Here is a 14,587-nt window from a genome sequence, read left to right as displayed (position 1 = left end):
AGCGTCCGATAAGCAGCGCTCGAGGCGTTCAGCGGGCTTATCGTGCGCATAACGACAGGACGTACGGTCCGTTGCATGACGACCCGACCCGCCTCGACGCTTGCGCCGGACGATAGACGCCCTCAGCGGCTCATCGGACTCGACCTCTTCCGCACCCTGGCTGTCTTCGGCATGCTCGTCGCGCACGTCGGTCCGGCGGCGTGGTCTCCGGACGGCCGCTTCGGACAGGTGCACTGGGAGTGGGAGGTCTTCCACTCCCGGATGCCGGCGATGTTCGCATTCGCGGCCGGTCTCTCGCTGAACCTCTCAGCTCGTCGGCTGGATGGGCACGTCAGGGAGGCTGCCGGAATGGTGGTCCGCGCCGTCCTGCTGCTCGGCTGCGGGCTCCTGTTGACGGCCCTCGGAACACCCGTCGTAGTCATCCTCGGTGCGTTCGCGGCGTTCTTCGTGCTCGCCATCCCGTTCCTGCGTGCTCGGACCGTTCCGCTGCTGTGGGCGGCCGGGACCTGGGCCGTCCTCGGCCCGCCGCTGTCCATGGTGCTCCGCGTGCTGTTGCCCGAGCGGACGAACCCCCTCTGGGATCTGCTCGTCAGCGGAGACTATCCCGCGCTCACCTGGATGCCGTTCGTCCTCGCCGGAGTCGCGATCGGTCGCCTCGACCTCGCCGCACGCGCCGTTCGCAGACGTCTGGCGTTGGTCGGCGCCGCGCTCGCCACGTTCGCCTACGGCGGTTCGGCGCTCGTCATGCACCTCGCTGGTCGGTCCGCGATCGTCGCCTCGCTGCCGGATCAGAACCCGGCCGAATACGCCAGCAGGTTCTTCGCGGAGCGCGGGGTCACCGATACGGGCTCCTGGTGGTGGTTGCTCAGCGATGCACCGCATTCGGGCAGCTGGGGCGACGTCTTGGGCGCGCTCGGAACCTGCATCCTCCTCCTGGCGCTCCTTCTCGGTGCCGGAGACCGGGCGATGGAGGCGGATCGCTCCCGGGGCGGCCGCGCGACCCGCCCCCTGGCGATCTGGCTCGCTGCGCCCGGTGCCATGGTGCTCTCCGTCTACGCGCTTCACATCGTGGCGATGTGGGCGATCACGGCGGGCACCGGGCACAGCTTCGCACCGTCCCAGCCGGCGTGGATGCTCGTCGCGTTCGTCGTGGGCCTGGGCGTCTTCGCGATGGCCTGGCTTCGATTCCGATCCCAGGGGCCACTCGAGCTGCTCATGAGCCGGCTGACCCGCCTGCTCCTGCCGGGCGGACGAAGGGGAACGCGATCGACTCGCGGATCGTCGCGCCGGTGAGGAGCATCACGATCCGATCCACGCCGAGACCGAGACCACCGGTGGGTGGCATCCCGAGCTCGAGCGCGGTGAGGAAGGACTCGTCCACCTCCATCGCTTCAGGGTCTCCACCCGCAGCGAGCAACGACTGCTGGGTCAGCTTCGACCGCTGTTCGAAGGGATCGGCGAGTTCCGTGTACGCGGTGCCGAGCTCGGTGCCGAACGCGACCAGGTCCCAGCGCTCGGCCAGTCCGGGGACGGACCGGTGTCCGCGGGTGAGCGGTGAGGTGCTCGCCGGGAAGTCGATGTAGAAGGTCGGCACGGTCGTCGCCGGTTCGACGAGCTCCTCGTACAAGCGCTCGATGAGGTGCCCCGCGTCGTCCGCTCTGCGCGGTTCGATGCCGTGGTCTCGGGCGAGCGACTCCAGCGTTGCGCGGTCGGTCTTGATCGTCACCGTCGCTCCGGTCACCGTCGAGACCGCGTCGCAGACCTTCAGGACCGGCCACGTTCCCGCCAGGTCGACGACGCCGCCGACCGGGCCGCTGATGAGCGTCGTTCCACCGACGGCGACCGCCATCCGGGTGATCAGACGCTGCGCGAGGTGACGCATCTCGGTGTAGTCGGCGTACGCTCGGTAGGCCTCGACTGCGGTGAACTCCGGGTTGTGGGTCGCATCGGCACCCTCGTTCCGGAAGTTGCGTCCGATCTCGAACACCTGAGGGAACCCGGCGACCACCAAGCGCTTGAGTGCGAGCTCCGGCGCGATGCGGAGCGTGAGATCGGTGCGATAGGCGTTGATACGGGTGCGGAACGGGCGCGCGTTCGCTCCCCCATGGACGGACTGCAGGATCGGGGTCTCCACCTCCAGGTAGCCGTCCTCGAGGAGCCCCTCCCGCAAGGCTCGGACCGCGTGGGAGCGTGCCCGGATCATCCGGGCGGCGTCGGCGTTGACGGCGAGGTCCAGGTGCCGCTGTCGGACCCTGGTCTCGGGGTCGACGAGCCCGTCCCGCCCAGGAAGCTCGTGGAGGGACTTCGCCGCGAGTTGCCAGTCCGTCGCGATCAGACTCAGCGTCCCCGTGCGGCTGTGACCGACCGTTCCGGTGACCGACAGGATGTCACCGGGTTGCGTGGCTCGAAGCTCTGCATACCGCGCGGTCTGCGCGGCTGCGGCGATCACCTGCAGCACGGTGTGGTCCTCGGACAGGTCCAGGAACAGGACACCTCCGTGATCCCGGCGCCGCAGGACCCGCCCCGCGATCGAACCGGAGTCCGGTGAGCCGGAGCCGGCGACGAGGTCCGCGATCCGAAGGGTGCGCGACACCGCTGCCGGGTAGAGGTCCACGCCCGCAGCCTGCATCGCGAGCGCGCGTTCCGCTCGGGCGAGATGCGTGCCTCGCCGCCGGACCGTCGCGGTTGCGGCAGCCACCGGAGCACCGATTTCCGCAACACGATCGACGAAGCCATCCGGTCGGAGTGGCCCCTGGGCGAGGAATGCGCGTCGGTGGCCGCGGCGATCCAGGATCGAATGTCCCAAGAACCCCTCAGCGCGCGCCGAGGCGAGCCAGACCCGCCCGGGCGACACGTTCCGATCGCTGCACAACAGACGTCGTCGCCACTCGGGTGCGTAGCGCTCGTTGGCCCGCCGGAGCGAGTCGAGCTGCCAGCGGTTCGAGAGCGCGAGCAGGATCCGCCGCTTGGCGCGGAGCACCCTGCCGGCACCTGGCCGCTCGCCGCGAACGAGAATCTCGCGGAACATCGCGAAATTCAAGGAGACGCGGGAGATCTGCCGTGACGCGGCCTCGTCGATCATCCAGCTGATGAGGAACTCGGTCGTCCCGTTCACCGCGTCCGGGCTGCGACGCATGAGGTCCAGGGAGAGACCGTCGTGGTTCCATGGTACGAAGACGAGGAGAGCCTGCACGGTGTTCTCCGCGTCGTGCGCCGTGACGATCACCGATCCGGCGTCGCTCGCATCGCCGAAACGCGAGAGCGCCATCGAGAAGCCGCGCTCCACATCGTGACCACGCCAGAGGTCCCCGAGATGGGCGAGGTGCTGGAGTTCTGCACTCGTCAACTCGTCCTGGCGACGCATCTGCGCGCGGTATCCCGCTCGTCGTACACGTCGGACGGCTGCGCTCAGCTGCGGATCGGCGGTGAGCGCGTCCACCGACCGCTCGTCGGTCCGCAGGATCGCCTCCTCGCCCATGCCGGTGCTGTGGAGCCCGAGCCGCTCGTAGCATCGCGCGCCGCGCTCCGTGGTCGAGAGGACGGCCGGCGCCCATCCGTACTCGCGCGATTGCTGCACGAACGCTCGTGCCGCGTCCATCCAGGACGACTCGTAGCCGATCGGGTCGCCGCTCGCGAGTGCGATGCCGTCGACGACCCGGAAGGACACCGCGGCCTGCCGATCGTTGGAGAACACGACGGACTTGTCGCGCCGCGTGGCGAAGTAGGCGAGGGAGTCGTCGGTCCTCGACTCGGCGAGGAGGCGGCGGACCTGCAACTCCTCCGAGGCGGTCATCGGCCGTGAGACCCGGGCGGTACGCAGCAGGATCACCAGAGCGGCGAGCAAGGCGGCCGCCGAGATGCTCGAGACGATGAGCGGCAAGGGCCAGGCAGGTTGGGAATCGCCGTTGTACAACAGCGTCTCCAGCGGCGCGAGCCCGATCGACGCACTGACCGCCCACAACCAACCGTCGCGCGCAGCCGTCAGCGTCCCCGGGAACCACTGGGCCAGCACCCCACCGGCGAGTACGGCGAGCCCGAGACCGGCGGCGAGGACCACGCCGGCCGTCCGGTGGGCCGCCGGTTGGAGATGAGCCGAGAACGCGCGACGCGACGTGATGAGGACGCCGATCACCACGACCGCCACCGAGCCGGCGACGAGGTCGGGGAGGACGGCGTCGACTGTGAACTGCTCGCTGGAGAACGCCACGGTCAGGTCCCAGACCGTGGTGACGATGTTCGGCGCTTCGAAGGCGATCGTCGCGATGAGCGCCGCCTTCTGCCGCCGCACCAGACCGGCGCCCAGCACGAACAGGAGCACCGCGTTGAACGCGAACGGTTCCGGAGAGAGCCCGAACACCGCCAGGTAGGAGCTCGCCCAGTAGATCTCGACCGGCAGCAGGAGCGGTGGGACGGAAAGCAGCAACAGCGTGCAGGCGAGCAGTTGGAGGAATCGCCCCATCACCGCAGGCACTCGCGAGCGCCAGGTCGACTCGGGCCTGGGGCCGCTCCGCCGGTCGCCCGCCGAGGCGAGGACCGGGGCGGGGCCCGGAAGGTCGGCCCTCGTCGAGCGGCCTCCAGCGGCGGACGGCGAGACCGTTCGGTCGTCGATCATGATCATCGGGTATCCCTTGCCTGGTCGGTGCAGGCTTCATCGTGCGTCGGGATCCTAAGCGCCAGATAAGACTTGGTCGTTCTGGTCCACCGCGCCCGATCCGGCCGCTTAGCGTGTGGAGAGGCGACATCCGTCGCCCGCAGCGATGGAAGGACTCCGCCCGTGGACGTCGACGCCCCGATCAAGCTCCCTGCCGCGCTCTCCGGTGACCTCGGTTCCGATCTCCTCGCGAGCTACTGGCCGAGTGCCATCGCACTCCTCATCGCCGCCATGCTGATCATCGGTCTCGTGGTCGTCGTCCGCAGACGTCGGCGGGCGGCTCGGTCCAAGAAGACGGTCGTCTTCGCACTCGCCGGCCCCGCCGTCGTCGCGATCGCCTGCGCTCTCGCACTCGGCGTGAACACCTGGGTCGGCTACTTCCCGTCGGTCGCCGCGGTCCAACGCTGGCTCGACTCGACCCCGCGCGAACCGGTCGCAGCATTTCCGACGACGGCCGTGCAAGGCGGGCCGAGCGTCGTGCCGGACGGGAGACACCGCGTCACCACAGACGATCGCGGGTACTCATTCCTCACCACCGTCCCGGCGAACGGGCGGTCGGCGCCAGACGCCGGAGCGTGGGTCTACCTCCCTCCGGGCTACGACGCTCGCGACAACACCGCCCGGTATCCCTTGGTGGTGGCTCTGCACGGAGCGCCGGGCAGTGCCGCGGACTGGTTCGCCGGAGGCCGCCTCGACCAGGTCCTCGACGTCCTCATCACCGCGGGGTCGATTCCCCCGGTCGTCGTCGTCTCCCCAGACCTCAACGCCGGCCCGGATCGTGTCGACCGCGAGCCGTTGAATCTGCCGGGAGGCCCGCAGATCGAGGATTATGTAACGCAGGACATCGTCGGTTGGGCCGACGCACACCTGCGGACGAAGGCCGACGCGAAGCACCGGATCATCTCCGGGATGTCCTCCGGCGGGCTCGGATCCCTGGTGTACGGGCTGCACCACCCGGAGGTCTTCGGCGGCGTCGTCTCGATCATGCCGTACACGAAGCTCTACACACCCCAGATCCTCAGCGACCCGGCGGCGCTCCGGACGAACTCCCCCCTCGACGCGATCGCCGCCCGGGCACCGGGCGGCGAGCAGCAGTTCTTCCTCGGCCAGGGTGACGGCGAGAAGACGGACCAGGCCACGCAGATCCGTGATGCGCTCCGGGCGACCGGTGCCCCGGCCACCCTCCGAGTGCTGCCGGGCCTCGCACACAATTGGACGGCCGCCCGGACGATCATGCCCTACGGCCTGGTCTGGGCGTCGCAGCGTCTGGGCTGGAGTGCCGAGTGACCGCCGCCGACCGCCTCAACGGTCCGCGACATCGACTTCGGGCGCGTCCGATCGTTCGCCGACCCCATGCGGCCGACGTGGCATCAGGACCGAGAATCGCGTCCGCCCCGGCTCGCTGTCGACGGTCACGACGAACTCCGACGCCGACGCGAGCGCGCTGACGATCGCCAGGCCCAAGCCGACCGTGGTCGCGTCACGGGTGTTCCCACCGCCCTGCGGGCGAGCCTGGGTGAACCGCTCGAAGAGCGTCGGGAGGGCCGCTTCGGGGATGCCCGGCCCATCGTCCTCCACCCGCAACACCGTCCCTCTCGCGTCGGACACGACCGAAACGGTGACCGACGTGCCCGGCGGTGTGTGGTGTCCGGCGTTTCCCACCAGGTTGAGCAGGATGCGACGGATCGCGTCCTCATCACCGATGATCACCGTCGGCTCGGGCGGGAGCGACAGCTGCCAGCGGTGGTCCGGTTGCGCAGCCCTGGCGTCGGAGATCGCCTCCAGGACGACCTTCGAGAGGTCGACCTCGTCCTGACGGAGTGCGGGGTCCGTGTCGAGTTTGGCGAGGAGGAGCAGCTGCTCGACCAGGGTCGTCATCCGCTCCGATTCAGCACCGATGCGCGCCAGCGCCCCAACCACATCCCGCTGGAGGCCGGGCATCGTGATCGTGAAGTCCGCATATCCACGGATGGCGGCGAGAGGATTTCTGAGCTCGTGGCTCGCCTCGGCCACGAACCTGCGCATCGACTCCTCCGAGGCATGCCGAGCGTTCAAGGACACCTCGACGTGCTCGAGGAGGCGGTTGAGCGCACCGGCGACACGTCCGGCTTCCGACTCCCGATCCTCATCGCGCAGCGGGACCCGTTCCCCATCGGCCACCTGCCCGGACGACATCGGCGTCGAAGCGACCCGATCGGCCACCTCGACGACGCGTTCGAGCGGCGTGAGCTCCCGTCTGACGAGCCGATACCCGATCCACGCGGCGATCGCCGCGGCGATCAGACCGATGATGCACTCTCCGAGGACGAACGCCCGCAAGGTCGCGTTCGTGTCGTCCAGTCCGCCTCCGGTGATGAAGGTCAGCTCGTGGTCCGGATCACTCGCGAGTGAGAAGGTCGTGCGCAGTGAGAGGAACTCGCCCAGCGCCGGGACGGAGACCGAGGTCGTCTCATCCGACGGAATCGGACGCAGGATCGCCGCGGTCTCCGCTGCGGTCAGATTTCTGGCGCTGTAGTCCGGCGCGACGTAGACGGAGAAGAGCACCGTGTCACCGTCCGCGATGAGGTAGTAGCCATCCGGCGGTGCGAACAGTCCGAATGGGCCGCTGAGGCTCTCCAGGTCCCCAGTCGACGTGATCTCGCCGCTCACGCGCCCGATCGCGTTGTCGCTCGCGAGGAAGACGCCGTTCTCAGCCTGGGTGATGAGGTTCTGTCGGAGGATCGTTGTCGAGACGACGCCGATGACGCCGACGACGGCCACGATGAGCGAGCAGAGCAGGACGACGATGTGCACGCGCAGCGGGAAGCGAGCGCCGCTCCGCCTCGGGAACCCGAGTCGCATCACACCCCGTTCCCCGGTGCGGCGGACGCCGATGGTCCGCGATCGGGAGCCGATGCTTTTTGCGGTGCCTGCAGCATGTAACCCACCCGGCGCAGGGTGTGGATCATGGGCGGTCTGCCGGCATCGATCTTCTTCCGCAGGTACGAGATGTACAACTCGACGATGTTGGATTCTCGCCCGAAGTCGTACTCCCAGACGCGATCGAGGATCTGGTGCTTGCTGAGGACCCGGTCCGCGTTCTCCATCAGGTAGCGGAGGAGCGCGAACTCGGTCGCTGTCAGGGTGATGCTCTCCCCCGCCCTGACGACCGCGTGACTGTCCTCGTTGAGGGTGAGGTCACCGACGCTCATGACCGGCGAGCCTCCTTGTCCGAGCATCGGGCTCCGACGCGCCAGCCCTCGCAGCCGAGCGACGACCTCATCGATGCTGAACGGCTTCGTCACATAGTCGTCACCGCCTGCCGTGATGCCGGAGATGCGATCGGACACCGAGCTGTTGGCCGTGAGAAACAGCACGAGGGTGTCGGGCAGATCCTCCCGGATCCGTTCGAGCACCTCCAGCCCGTCCATGTCCGGCAGCACCACGTCGAGGAGGACGAGGTGCGGTCGGTGATCCCGTGCCTGAGCGACGGCGGCAGCTCCGGTCCCGGCGACGAGGACCTTCCACCCCTGCTGTCTGAGCACGGCGGAGAGCAGATGGCGCAGGTTCGCCTCGTCGTCGACGACGAGGACACGGATGCGCGCTGCGTCAGGGGAATGCGGCGCCTGGTACATGCTGTCAGCCTGCATCGCGCTCCTGTGCGCCAGATAAGCGGGGACGGTGGCGCGCTGCGAGCATATCGCGCGCTTATGCAGCTGGCCTACTGTGCGACCCATGCGCCTTCGGTTCAAGATCGCTCGTTGCTCCCTCGTCCTCGCGGCGCTGCTGTACCTCGGCGTGCCGCTTGAGACCGCGACCGGCTTTCCTCTCGACCCCACCCGCTCCTACCTCTCGGAGCTTGCTGCCTCCGATCAGCCGAACTCGTCGCTCTTCAGAATCGCCGACGCCGTGGCGGGCGGCCTCGTCGTGCTCGGTTGTCTTGTCATGGCGCACCGTGGAGTCCAGCGGGACCGACTCCGGGCGGCGACCCTGCTCACGCTCGGCGTCTTCGGTCTCGGTACCATCGCCGATGTGGTCTTCCCGATGGCGTGCGCACCGTCGGCGAGCGAACGGTGCGCTGCGGCGGACGTTGCGGGGACGCTCGGGTCCGTTCACGCGCTGCACACCGTTGCGAGCGTGATCGCGCTCACGGCGGCGGCCACGACAGCGGTCCTCCTGTCTCTCACCGCTGTGAAGACACCGCAGGGGCCGGGCCCTCTCCAGGACTCATCGGGCTCCCGACGACGTGTCGTCTGCATGTACGCGGTGACGGGTCTCGTCATCGCGTCGAGCGTCCTCGTCACGGCCATGTCGATGTCGCATGCGGCCACGGGGACGCTGCCGTTCGGTGGCGGCATCGCTCAACGTGCTCAGACCTTGGGCATCTCGGTGATGCTGTGCGGCGTACCGTTCTGGCTCGACAGGCGGAGCACCCGACCGACAACCGAGTTCTCCTCTGAGAACACCGTTGTCTCCATCGGCGTGTTGGCGACGGCTGCGGTCGGAGTCGTCGGTGCCCTGGGCGCCAACTTCGCGCTCGTACTGTGGTTCAGCAGCTGAGTCCGCCGGGATCGAACCGACGGCAGCCACGGCGCACAGGCTCTCGGATAGGGCAGTTCCGCCTGTTTCCGCGCTTCATGCGTTGCTCGACGCATTTCACTGCAGCCGCTGTTGCATCGTGAGGGGACGGCTCGGGGACGAGCAGAGGGTCGGAAGTCACGGCTTCAGATCGTGGCGGACAGATGGGCCCAACCGGCCAAGGGAAGAGCTCACTCCGACCGGCACAACGGCGGCCGTCAGGGTCGATGTCGCCCTGGCAAAGCGATAGCGACCTGGAGGACGGCGACGTCCTGTCAGCTCACGAGCCAGCCGCGCGGACGACCTCGTTCGTCGTCTGAACCACCGCGAATTCCTCGTGCAAGCTGGCCAGGGCGGCGTCGTGCAGCTCCGTCGCCGACCACCGCCGCCCATCGGGACCGAGTCGCTCGAACATCGCCGTCGCATCACTGACGATGGTGACGTGGAAACCGAGGTTGGCTGCCATGCGGGTTGTGGTGGACACACAGTGATCGGTCGTCAGGCCACAGATGACCAACGAGGAGATGCCTGCACGGCGCAGCTGCACCTCCAGATCAGTGCCGATGAACGCGCTGTTGACGGTCTTGACCACGATCGGCTCCCCCGTGACTTCACTGGCTTCTGGCTTGACGTCGTAACCGGGCTGACCCAGCGAGAACAATTGTCCGTCGTCGGCGCTCCGATGTCTGACGTGGAACACCGGTCGACCAGCCAGGCGCCAGCTGCTCAGCAACATCCCGACGTTCGATTCGGCATCGTGGTTGTTCCGTTGCCCCCACTGTGCATCGTCGAATGCCTGCTGGACGTCGACCACGAGGAGTGCGGTCCTCTCCCGGGCGGTCACTGGATCGTTCATGCTTCCACTGTGCAGTGAGCCCGCCGGAGATGCCATGTCCATCGAGCCAGAAGGCCCCCATTTCCGGACAAAGCATCGAATGCGGCCGCTAGGCTCGCCGGCATGACCGACCAGCCGAACGTTCCCATCAGCCGTGAAGAGATCGAGGCCAAGTACAACACCAACGCGCCGCGAGAGCGCTACTCCAATCCATACTTGCGAACGATGGGAATGGCGGCCGCCATCCTGGTGGCGATCGGTCTGCTGGTCACCGCTGCAACGTTCTCGAGCTACAGCGGCGCGGCCGGCGGTCTCTCGTTGATCGTGGCGGGACTGACCATCGCCGTGTTCTGGCTGCTCGCCGGCGCCGTCGTGCACGCCGTTCGATCTCTCCACCAAGCTCCCAGACCACAGCGCGCGACCGAACAACCGGACTGACGCGCACGGCGCCCGCCGGGCGCTGAGCATCGGCACGACGGCTGCGGGTCGACCCGCAGGTCCTCGCCAGTGGCGAGCGAGTTCACGTCAGGTTGACGCGCATTCGACGACGGTCGCGTCGTCGACGATTGCTCGCACGTGGGGCTCAGTAGCGCAGCTTGGCTACGTCTCGCGCGGAGATCGTCGCTTCCAATGTGCTGAGCCCCAGCGCACCGCGTTCCGTGAGGCGGACGGCCCGCGAGTCGGGGCGACGGATGATCCACTGCTGCGTTTCCATCGCCTCCAGGATTTGAGCTCCAACCTGGCCGGCGACGTGAGCGCGGCGCCCGGTCCAGTCCAGGCAACCTCGTGACCACGGCCGTGGACCAGAACCAGGATGCAGACGGAGCGACTCCACAACGGGGCCGGTCGGGAACGGTGACGGGGCGTTTCCCGTCGTCGCGGTGCGGATGCCCGAGAGGATGCCTGCGTGGACGAGTAGGTCCGTGACGCGTAGGCCGAGGTCTCCGGCGAGATGGTCGTAGCAGGTCCGCGCCTCCCGGAGATCGGCCGAGACTCGGTGCTGTCGGAAGGACTGCACGACCGTGCGAGGGGCGATGGCCTGGAGCGCCTCCACCGCCCGGGCGACCTCGTCGTTCGTCAGACGGAAGAAGCGGTTCCTGCCCACCCGATCGACCGTGACGATGCCTGCGTCGAGAAGCACGCGGAGATGCTCACTGGCGGTGGAGGCTGAGACGCCGGCAGCCCGGGCGAGCTCCCCGGCGGGGATGGCACGGCCACCGAGCAGAGCTGTCACGATCCGTCCGCGAGCGGGATCACCGAGTGCTCGCGCCGGCACCGAGATGTCCGCGTCGCCGGTCATGACCCGGCCGTTTCGAGCGCTCGGCGGGCAACGACGACATCGTCCACGAGCAGCACCTTGCGGTTGTCATGGTCGCTGTACTGGCCGTGCAACACGACGCCTGCCCCGGCGAGCCGCGCCATCATCCGGCCGAGCGCGCCCGGCGCATCAACGTCGAGGTCGACCACGAGCACTTCCCGCACGAGCACCGGCCCGAACCCGACTCCGCCGAGCACCTCCCCAGCGCGAACCCCGTCAGCTACGAGGTAGTGCGCCACTCCCGACCACAGGCCCCCGCCCTCCAAGCCGATGCCGGCCGCACCCAGTGCGCGTCCGATCGCCGCGAGGGAGGAAGCGCCGTCCGGGGCCGGGATCTCGATGTCGAACATCACCGCACCGTGATTTCGGGTTCGAGGGTGACGACGGCGGTGAGGCTGTTCGCGATGTAGCACTGCCGGTGGGCTTTCTCCAGGAGTCGCTCCACCACGGCCGTCGTCGTGCCCAGGGCTACGATCGTCGGTCGAAGCACGATCTCGGTGAGCCGCATCGGACGTGCGTCGTCCGGCATGATCCCGGTCGCCGCGTCCCGGTAGTCGATGATCTCGACGCCTGCATGGGCGGCGACCGCGAGGAAGGACAGCAGCTGACACGAACTCGCCGCAGCCACCAACAATTGCTCAGGGTTCGGCAACCCGCTGTCGCCTCGGAACTCGGCCGCTGCGCTCAGGTCGATCGACGAATCCCCCAACCGCACCTCATGGCGCCGGCTGTAGGTCTCGTAGGCATCGGTCCGCCCGCTCCACGTCACGGTGGAGGTGTAATCGTGTGTCGTCATGCGACCACGCTAGGACGCGAATGCTTCGGCAAGTACCGAAACAACACCGCTACGGCGTTTGGTGGTTCGCGGGATAAGTCGGTGTGGCGGTCGCGTTCTGCGTTTCCTGGCTGCTGTCGTGACACCGCCGCGACGTCCTCGGTGGGCCCTGCCGGGATCGAACCGACGACATCCACGGTGTAAACGTGGCGCTCTACCAGCTGAGCTAAAGGCCCGCGATCGGATGGAACCATCCGATGCGACTCGTCGAGTCTAGCCGGAGTCGCCGTCAGAGCCGGAACGCTCGACAACCCTGGTCCGCGAGCATCCATCGCGACACCGGACGATCGGTCGGGCGCGGTGAGGGTCGCTGGCCGTACGATCGAGGGGATGGATACGACGATCCCCACCCCGTACGAAGACCTCCTGCGCGACACGCTCGAGCACGGCGCCACCAAAGGCGACCGCACCGGAACCGGCACCCGCAGTGTGTTCGGCCGCCAGCTCCGCTTCGACCTCTCCCAGGGCTTCCCGCTCATCACCACGAAGCGGGTGCACTGGAAATCCATCGCCTATGAACTCCTGTGGTTCCTCCGCGGCGACGGGAACGTCCGCTGGCTGCAGGAGCACGGCGTCTCCATCTGGGACGAATGGGCCGACGACCAGGGGGAACTCGGTCCCGTGTACGGCGTGCAGTGGCGGTCCTGGCCGACCCCCGACGGCTCGCACATCGACCAGATCTCGCAGGTCATCGACCAGCTGCGCACCGATCCGAACTCGCGCCGCATCATCGTCTCCGCCTGGAACGTCGCCGACATCCCCAACATGGCGCTCGCCCCGTGCCACGCCTTCTTCCAGTTCTACGTCGCCGACGGCAAGCTCTCCTGCCAGCTCTACCAGCGCAGCGCAGACCTCTTCCTCGGTGTCCCCTTCAACATCGCCAGCTACGCGCTCCTCACCCACCTCGTCGCCGAGCAGGTCGGCCTCGAAGTCGGCGACTTCGTGTGGACCGGGGGCGACTGCCACATCTACGACAACCACGTCGAGCAGGTGACGGAGCAGCTCACGCGAGCCCCGTTCCCCTACCCGAAGCTGCGCATCAACACGAAGCGCGACAGCATCTTCGACGTGGAGTACGACGACCTCGAGATCTTCGACTACCAGCACCACCCCGCCATCCGAGCGGCCGTCGCCGTATGAGCCTGGCGCTCATCTGGGCCCAAGCCCACGACGGCGTCATCGGCGCCGACGGCGACATGCCCTGGCACGTCCCCGAAGACCTCGCGCACTTCAAGGCGCTCACCGGGTCGGACGCGGTGATCATGGGGCGCCGTACCTGGGATTCACTCCCCCCACGGTTCCGTCCGCTCCCAGGACGCCCGAACATCGTCGTCACCCGCGATCACGCGTGGTCCGCCGACGGCGCGATCGTCGCGCACTCTCTGGAGGACGCGTTCGAAGCGGCACAGCTCGCCGGCAACGGTCAGGCCTGGGTCACCGGCGGCGCGGGTCTCTTCACCGAAGCGCTCGCGCTCGCCGACCGGCTCGAGGTGACCGAACTCGACCTCGACGTCGCGGGCGACACCTTCGCACCGACCATCGGCGAGGAGTGGGTGCCGGTCACGATCGATCCGGCGCACGGCTGGTCGGAATCCCGCACGGGTGTCCCCTACCGGTTCATCCGCTACGAGCGTGCGCCCGAGGTCACGATCACCGGCTGAGACACCGGGCGATCCGGATCAGGCGGCGTGAGACACGGCTCAGGCCGGCTGACGCAGCTCTTCGAGCGCGGCGCGGTAGGCCGCGAGCGAGCGGGCTTCGCCCGGTGCCGTGATGAAGCTCTCACGGATGATGCCCTGCTGGTCGATGAGGAAGGTCGCACGGTTCGCGAACCCCTTCTCCTGCAGGAACACCCCGTACTCCTTGGCGACCTGGCCGTGCGGCCAGAAATCGGCGAGCAGCTGGAAGCCGTACTGCTCCTGCTCCGCCCACGCGCGCAGCGTGTGCTTCGAGTCGACGGAGATGCCGACGAGCGCGACCTGGTCGTCCGTGAACAGGCTGAGGTTGTCGCGCAACTCGCACAGCTCCCCCGTGCAGGTGCCGGAGAACGCCAACGGGAAGAAGACGAGGGCGACAGCCGAACTGCCGCGGAACTGACTCAACCTGACGAGTTCACCGAACTGGTTCGCCAGTTCGAAGTCGGGTGCCAGGGTGTCGTTCTCGAGTGCCATGAGGGTCCTTTCAGGCGGGTTCGCCTGCTCCGGATCGCCCGAGCGGTGGACGGGTCCGATCCGGTCACACATCCTAACCCCGCACCGCAGCTGCACAAACCCGGAGGGGTGCGCCGCTCGGTCACCGTTCCCTGGGGTGACCGGATAGGGTGAAAGGTGGCGCCCGCGTCCATACCCATCAGGACGCATGGAGTTCACCATCACAACCCAGGCACGATCT

The 14,587-nt window shown here is 68.1% G+C and carries 14 protein-coding genes and 1 tRNA gene; 6 read left to right on the top strand and 9 right to left on the bottom strand.

Annotated elements, in window-relative coordinates:
* The first annotated feature begins 75 nt into the window (after positions 1-75).
* Positions 76-1,293 (top strand): heparan-alpha-glucosaminide N-acetyltransferase domain-containing protein, encoded by a 1,218-nt coding sequence (locus GV015_RS12205; protein WP_159878572.1) that lies wholly within the window; start codon positions 76-78, stop codon positions 1,291-1,293.
* Here the strand turns inward: GV015_RS12205 and lysX are convergent.
* Positions 1,214-4,612 carry a bifunctional lysylphosphatidylglycerol synthetase/lysine--tRNA ligase LysX gene (gene lysX, locus GV015_RS12200; protein ID WP_159878570.1) on the bottom strand — a complete coding sequence of 1,133 codons (3,399 nt, stop codon included), beginning with the start codon at positions 4,610-4,612 and terminating at the stop codon, positions 1,214-1,216. The genes GV015_RS12205 and lysX overlap by 80 nt on opposite strands.
* 162 nt (positions 4,613-4,774) lie before the next feature.
* On the opposite strand from lysX, the gene GV015_RS12195 reads away from it, so the two are divergent.
* On the top strand, positions 4,775-5,938 hold the full coding sequence (locus GV015_RS12195) for an esterase family protein (protein WP_159878568.1): 1,164 nt from the start codon (positions 4,775-4,777) through the stop codon (positions 5,936-5,938).
* Between the two features lie 15 nt (positions 5,939-5,953).
* Here GV015_RS12195 and GV015_RS12190 read toward each other — a convergent pair whose 3' ends face one another.
* Both GV015_RS12190 and GV015_RS12185 read right to left on the bottom strand, forming a co-directional pair.
* Positions 5,954-7,492, bottom strand: a complete 1,539-nt coding sequence (locus tag GV015_RS12190; protein WP_159878566.1) for a cell wall metabolism sensor histidine kinase WalK — start codon at positions 7,490-7,492, stop codon at positions 5,954-5,956.
* Entirely contained in the window at positions 7,492-8,280 is a 789-nt protein-coding gene (locus GV015_RS12185) for a response regulator transcription factor (protein WP_159878564.1), read from the bottom strand. Before GV015_RS12185 ends, GV015_RS12190 begins: the two co-directional genes overlap by 1 nt.
* An 85-nt stretch (positions 8,281-8,365) precedes the next feature.
* Between GV015_RS12185 and GV015_RS12180 the strand changes: the two genes are divergently transcribed.
* Positions 8,366-9,190, top strand: coding sequence for a DUF998 domain-containing protein (locus tag GV015_RS12180; protein ID WP_159878562.1), 825 nt, complete (start codon positions 8,366-8,368; stop codon positions 9,188-9,190).
* Positions 9,191-9,488: 298 nt separating this feature from the next.
* Here GV015_RS12180 and GV015_RS12175 read toward each other — a convergent pair whose 3' ends face one another.
* On the bottom strand, positions 9,489-10,064 hold the full coding sequence (locus tag GV015_RS12175) for a cysteine hydrolase family protein (protein ID WP_159878560.1): 576 nt from the start codon (positions 10,062-10,064) through the stop codon (positions 9,489-9,491).
* A gap of 102 nt (positions 10,065-10,166) precedes the next feature.
* Between GV015_RS12175 and GV015_RS12170 the strand changes: the two genes are divergently transcribed.
* Positions 10,167-10,481 carry a hypothetical protein gene (locus tag GV015_RS12170; RefSeq protein ID WP_159878558.1) on the top strand — a complete coding sequence of 105 codons (315 nt, stop codon included), beginning with the start codon at positions 10,167-10,169 and terminating at the stop codon, positions 10,479-10,481.
* A 145-nt stretch (positions 10,482-10,626) separates the two neighbouring features.
* Here the strand turns inward: GV015_RS12170 and GV015_RS12165 are convergent, their stop codons facing one another.
* From GV015_RS12165 to GV015_RS12150, 4 genes are all read right to left on the bottom strand, one after another.
* Positions 10,627-11,343, bottom strand: a complete 717-nt coding sequence (locus GV015_RS12165) for a helix-turn-helix transcriptional regulator (RefSeq protein WP_159878556.1) — start codon at positions 11,341-11,343, stop codon at positions 10,627-10,629.
* Positions 11,340-11,711 (bottom strand): amino acid-binding ACT domain-containing protein, encoded by a 372-nt coding sequence (locus GV015_RS12160; RefSeq protein WP_159878554.1) that lies wholly within the window; start codon positions 11,709-11,711, stop codon positions 11,340-11,342. Before GV015_RS12160 ends, GV015_RS12165 begins: the two co-directional genes overlap by 4 nt.
* Positions 11,711-12,157, bottom strand: a complete 447-nt coding sequence (locus GV015_RS12155) for an OsmC family protein (protein WP_159878552.1) — start codon at positions 12,155-12,157, stop codon at positions 11,711-11,713. The genes GV015_RS12160 and GV015_RS12155 overlap by 1 nt, the downstream gene beginning before the upstream one ends.
* Positions 12,158-12,299: 142 nt before the next feature.
* A tRNA-Val gene (locus GV015_RS12150) sits at positions 12,300-12,372 on the bottom strand.
* Between the two features lie 154 nt (positions 12,373-12,526).
* Between GV015_RS12150 and GV015_RS12145 the strand changes: the two genes are divergently transcribed.
* Together GV015_RS12145 and GV015_RS12140 are read left to right on the top strand one after the other, a co-directional pair.
* The gene (locus tag GV015_RS12145) at positions 12,527-13,336 is read left to right on the top strand and encodes a thymidylate synthase (protein WP_159878550.1); all 810 of its coding nucleotides are present in this window, start codon (positions 12,527-12,529) and stop codon (positions 13,334-13,336) included.
* Complete coding sequence (locus GV015_RS12140; protein WP_137241785.1) at positions 13,333-13,857, top strand: dihydrofolate reductase; 525 nt, start codon at positions 13,333-13,335, stop codon at positions 13,855-13,857. The genes GV015_RS12145 and GV015_RS12140 overlap by 4 nt, the downstream gene beginning before the upstream one ends.
* A gap of 39 nt (positions 13,858-13,896) precedes the next feature.
* On the opposite strand, the gene GV015_RS12135 is transcribed toward GV015_RS12140, so the two are convergent.
* Entirely contained in the window at positions 13,897-14,367 is a 471-nt protein-coding gene (locus GV015_RS12135; protein ID WP_159878548.1) for a peroxiredoxin, read from the bottom strand.
* Between the last annotated feature and the right edge of the window lie 220 nt (positions 14,368-14,587).

The organism is Plantibacter sp. T3, from assembly GCF_902506515.1.
GTDB classification, from domain to species: Bacteria; Actinomycetota; Actinomycetes; order Actinomycetales; family Microbacteriaceae; genus Plantibacter; species Plantibacter auratus.
Note: the sequence above shows the minus strand (reverse complement) of the source record. Positions and strands in the feature narration are given on the sequence as shown.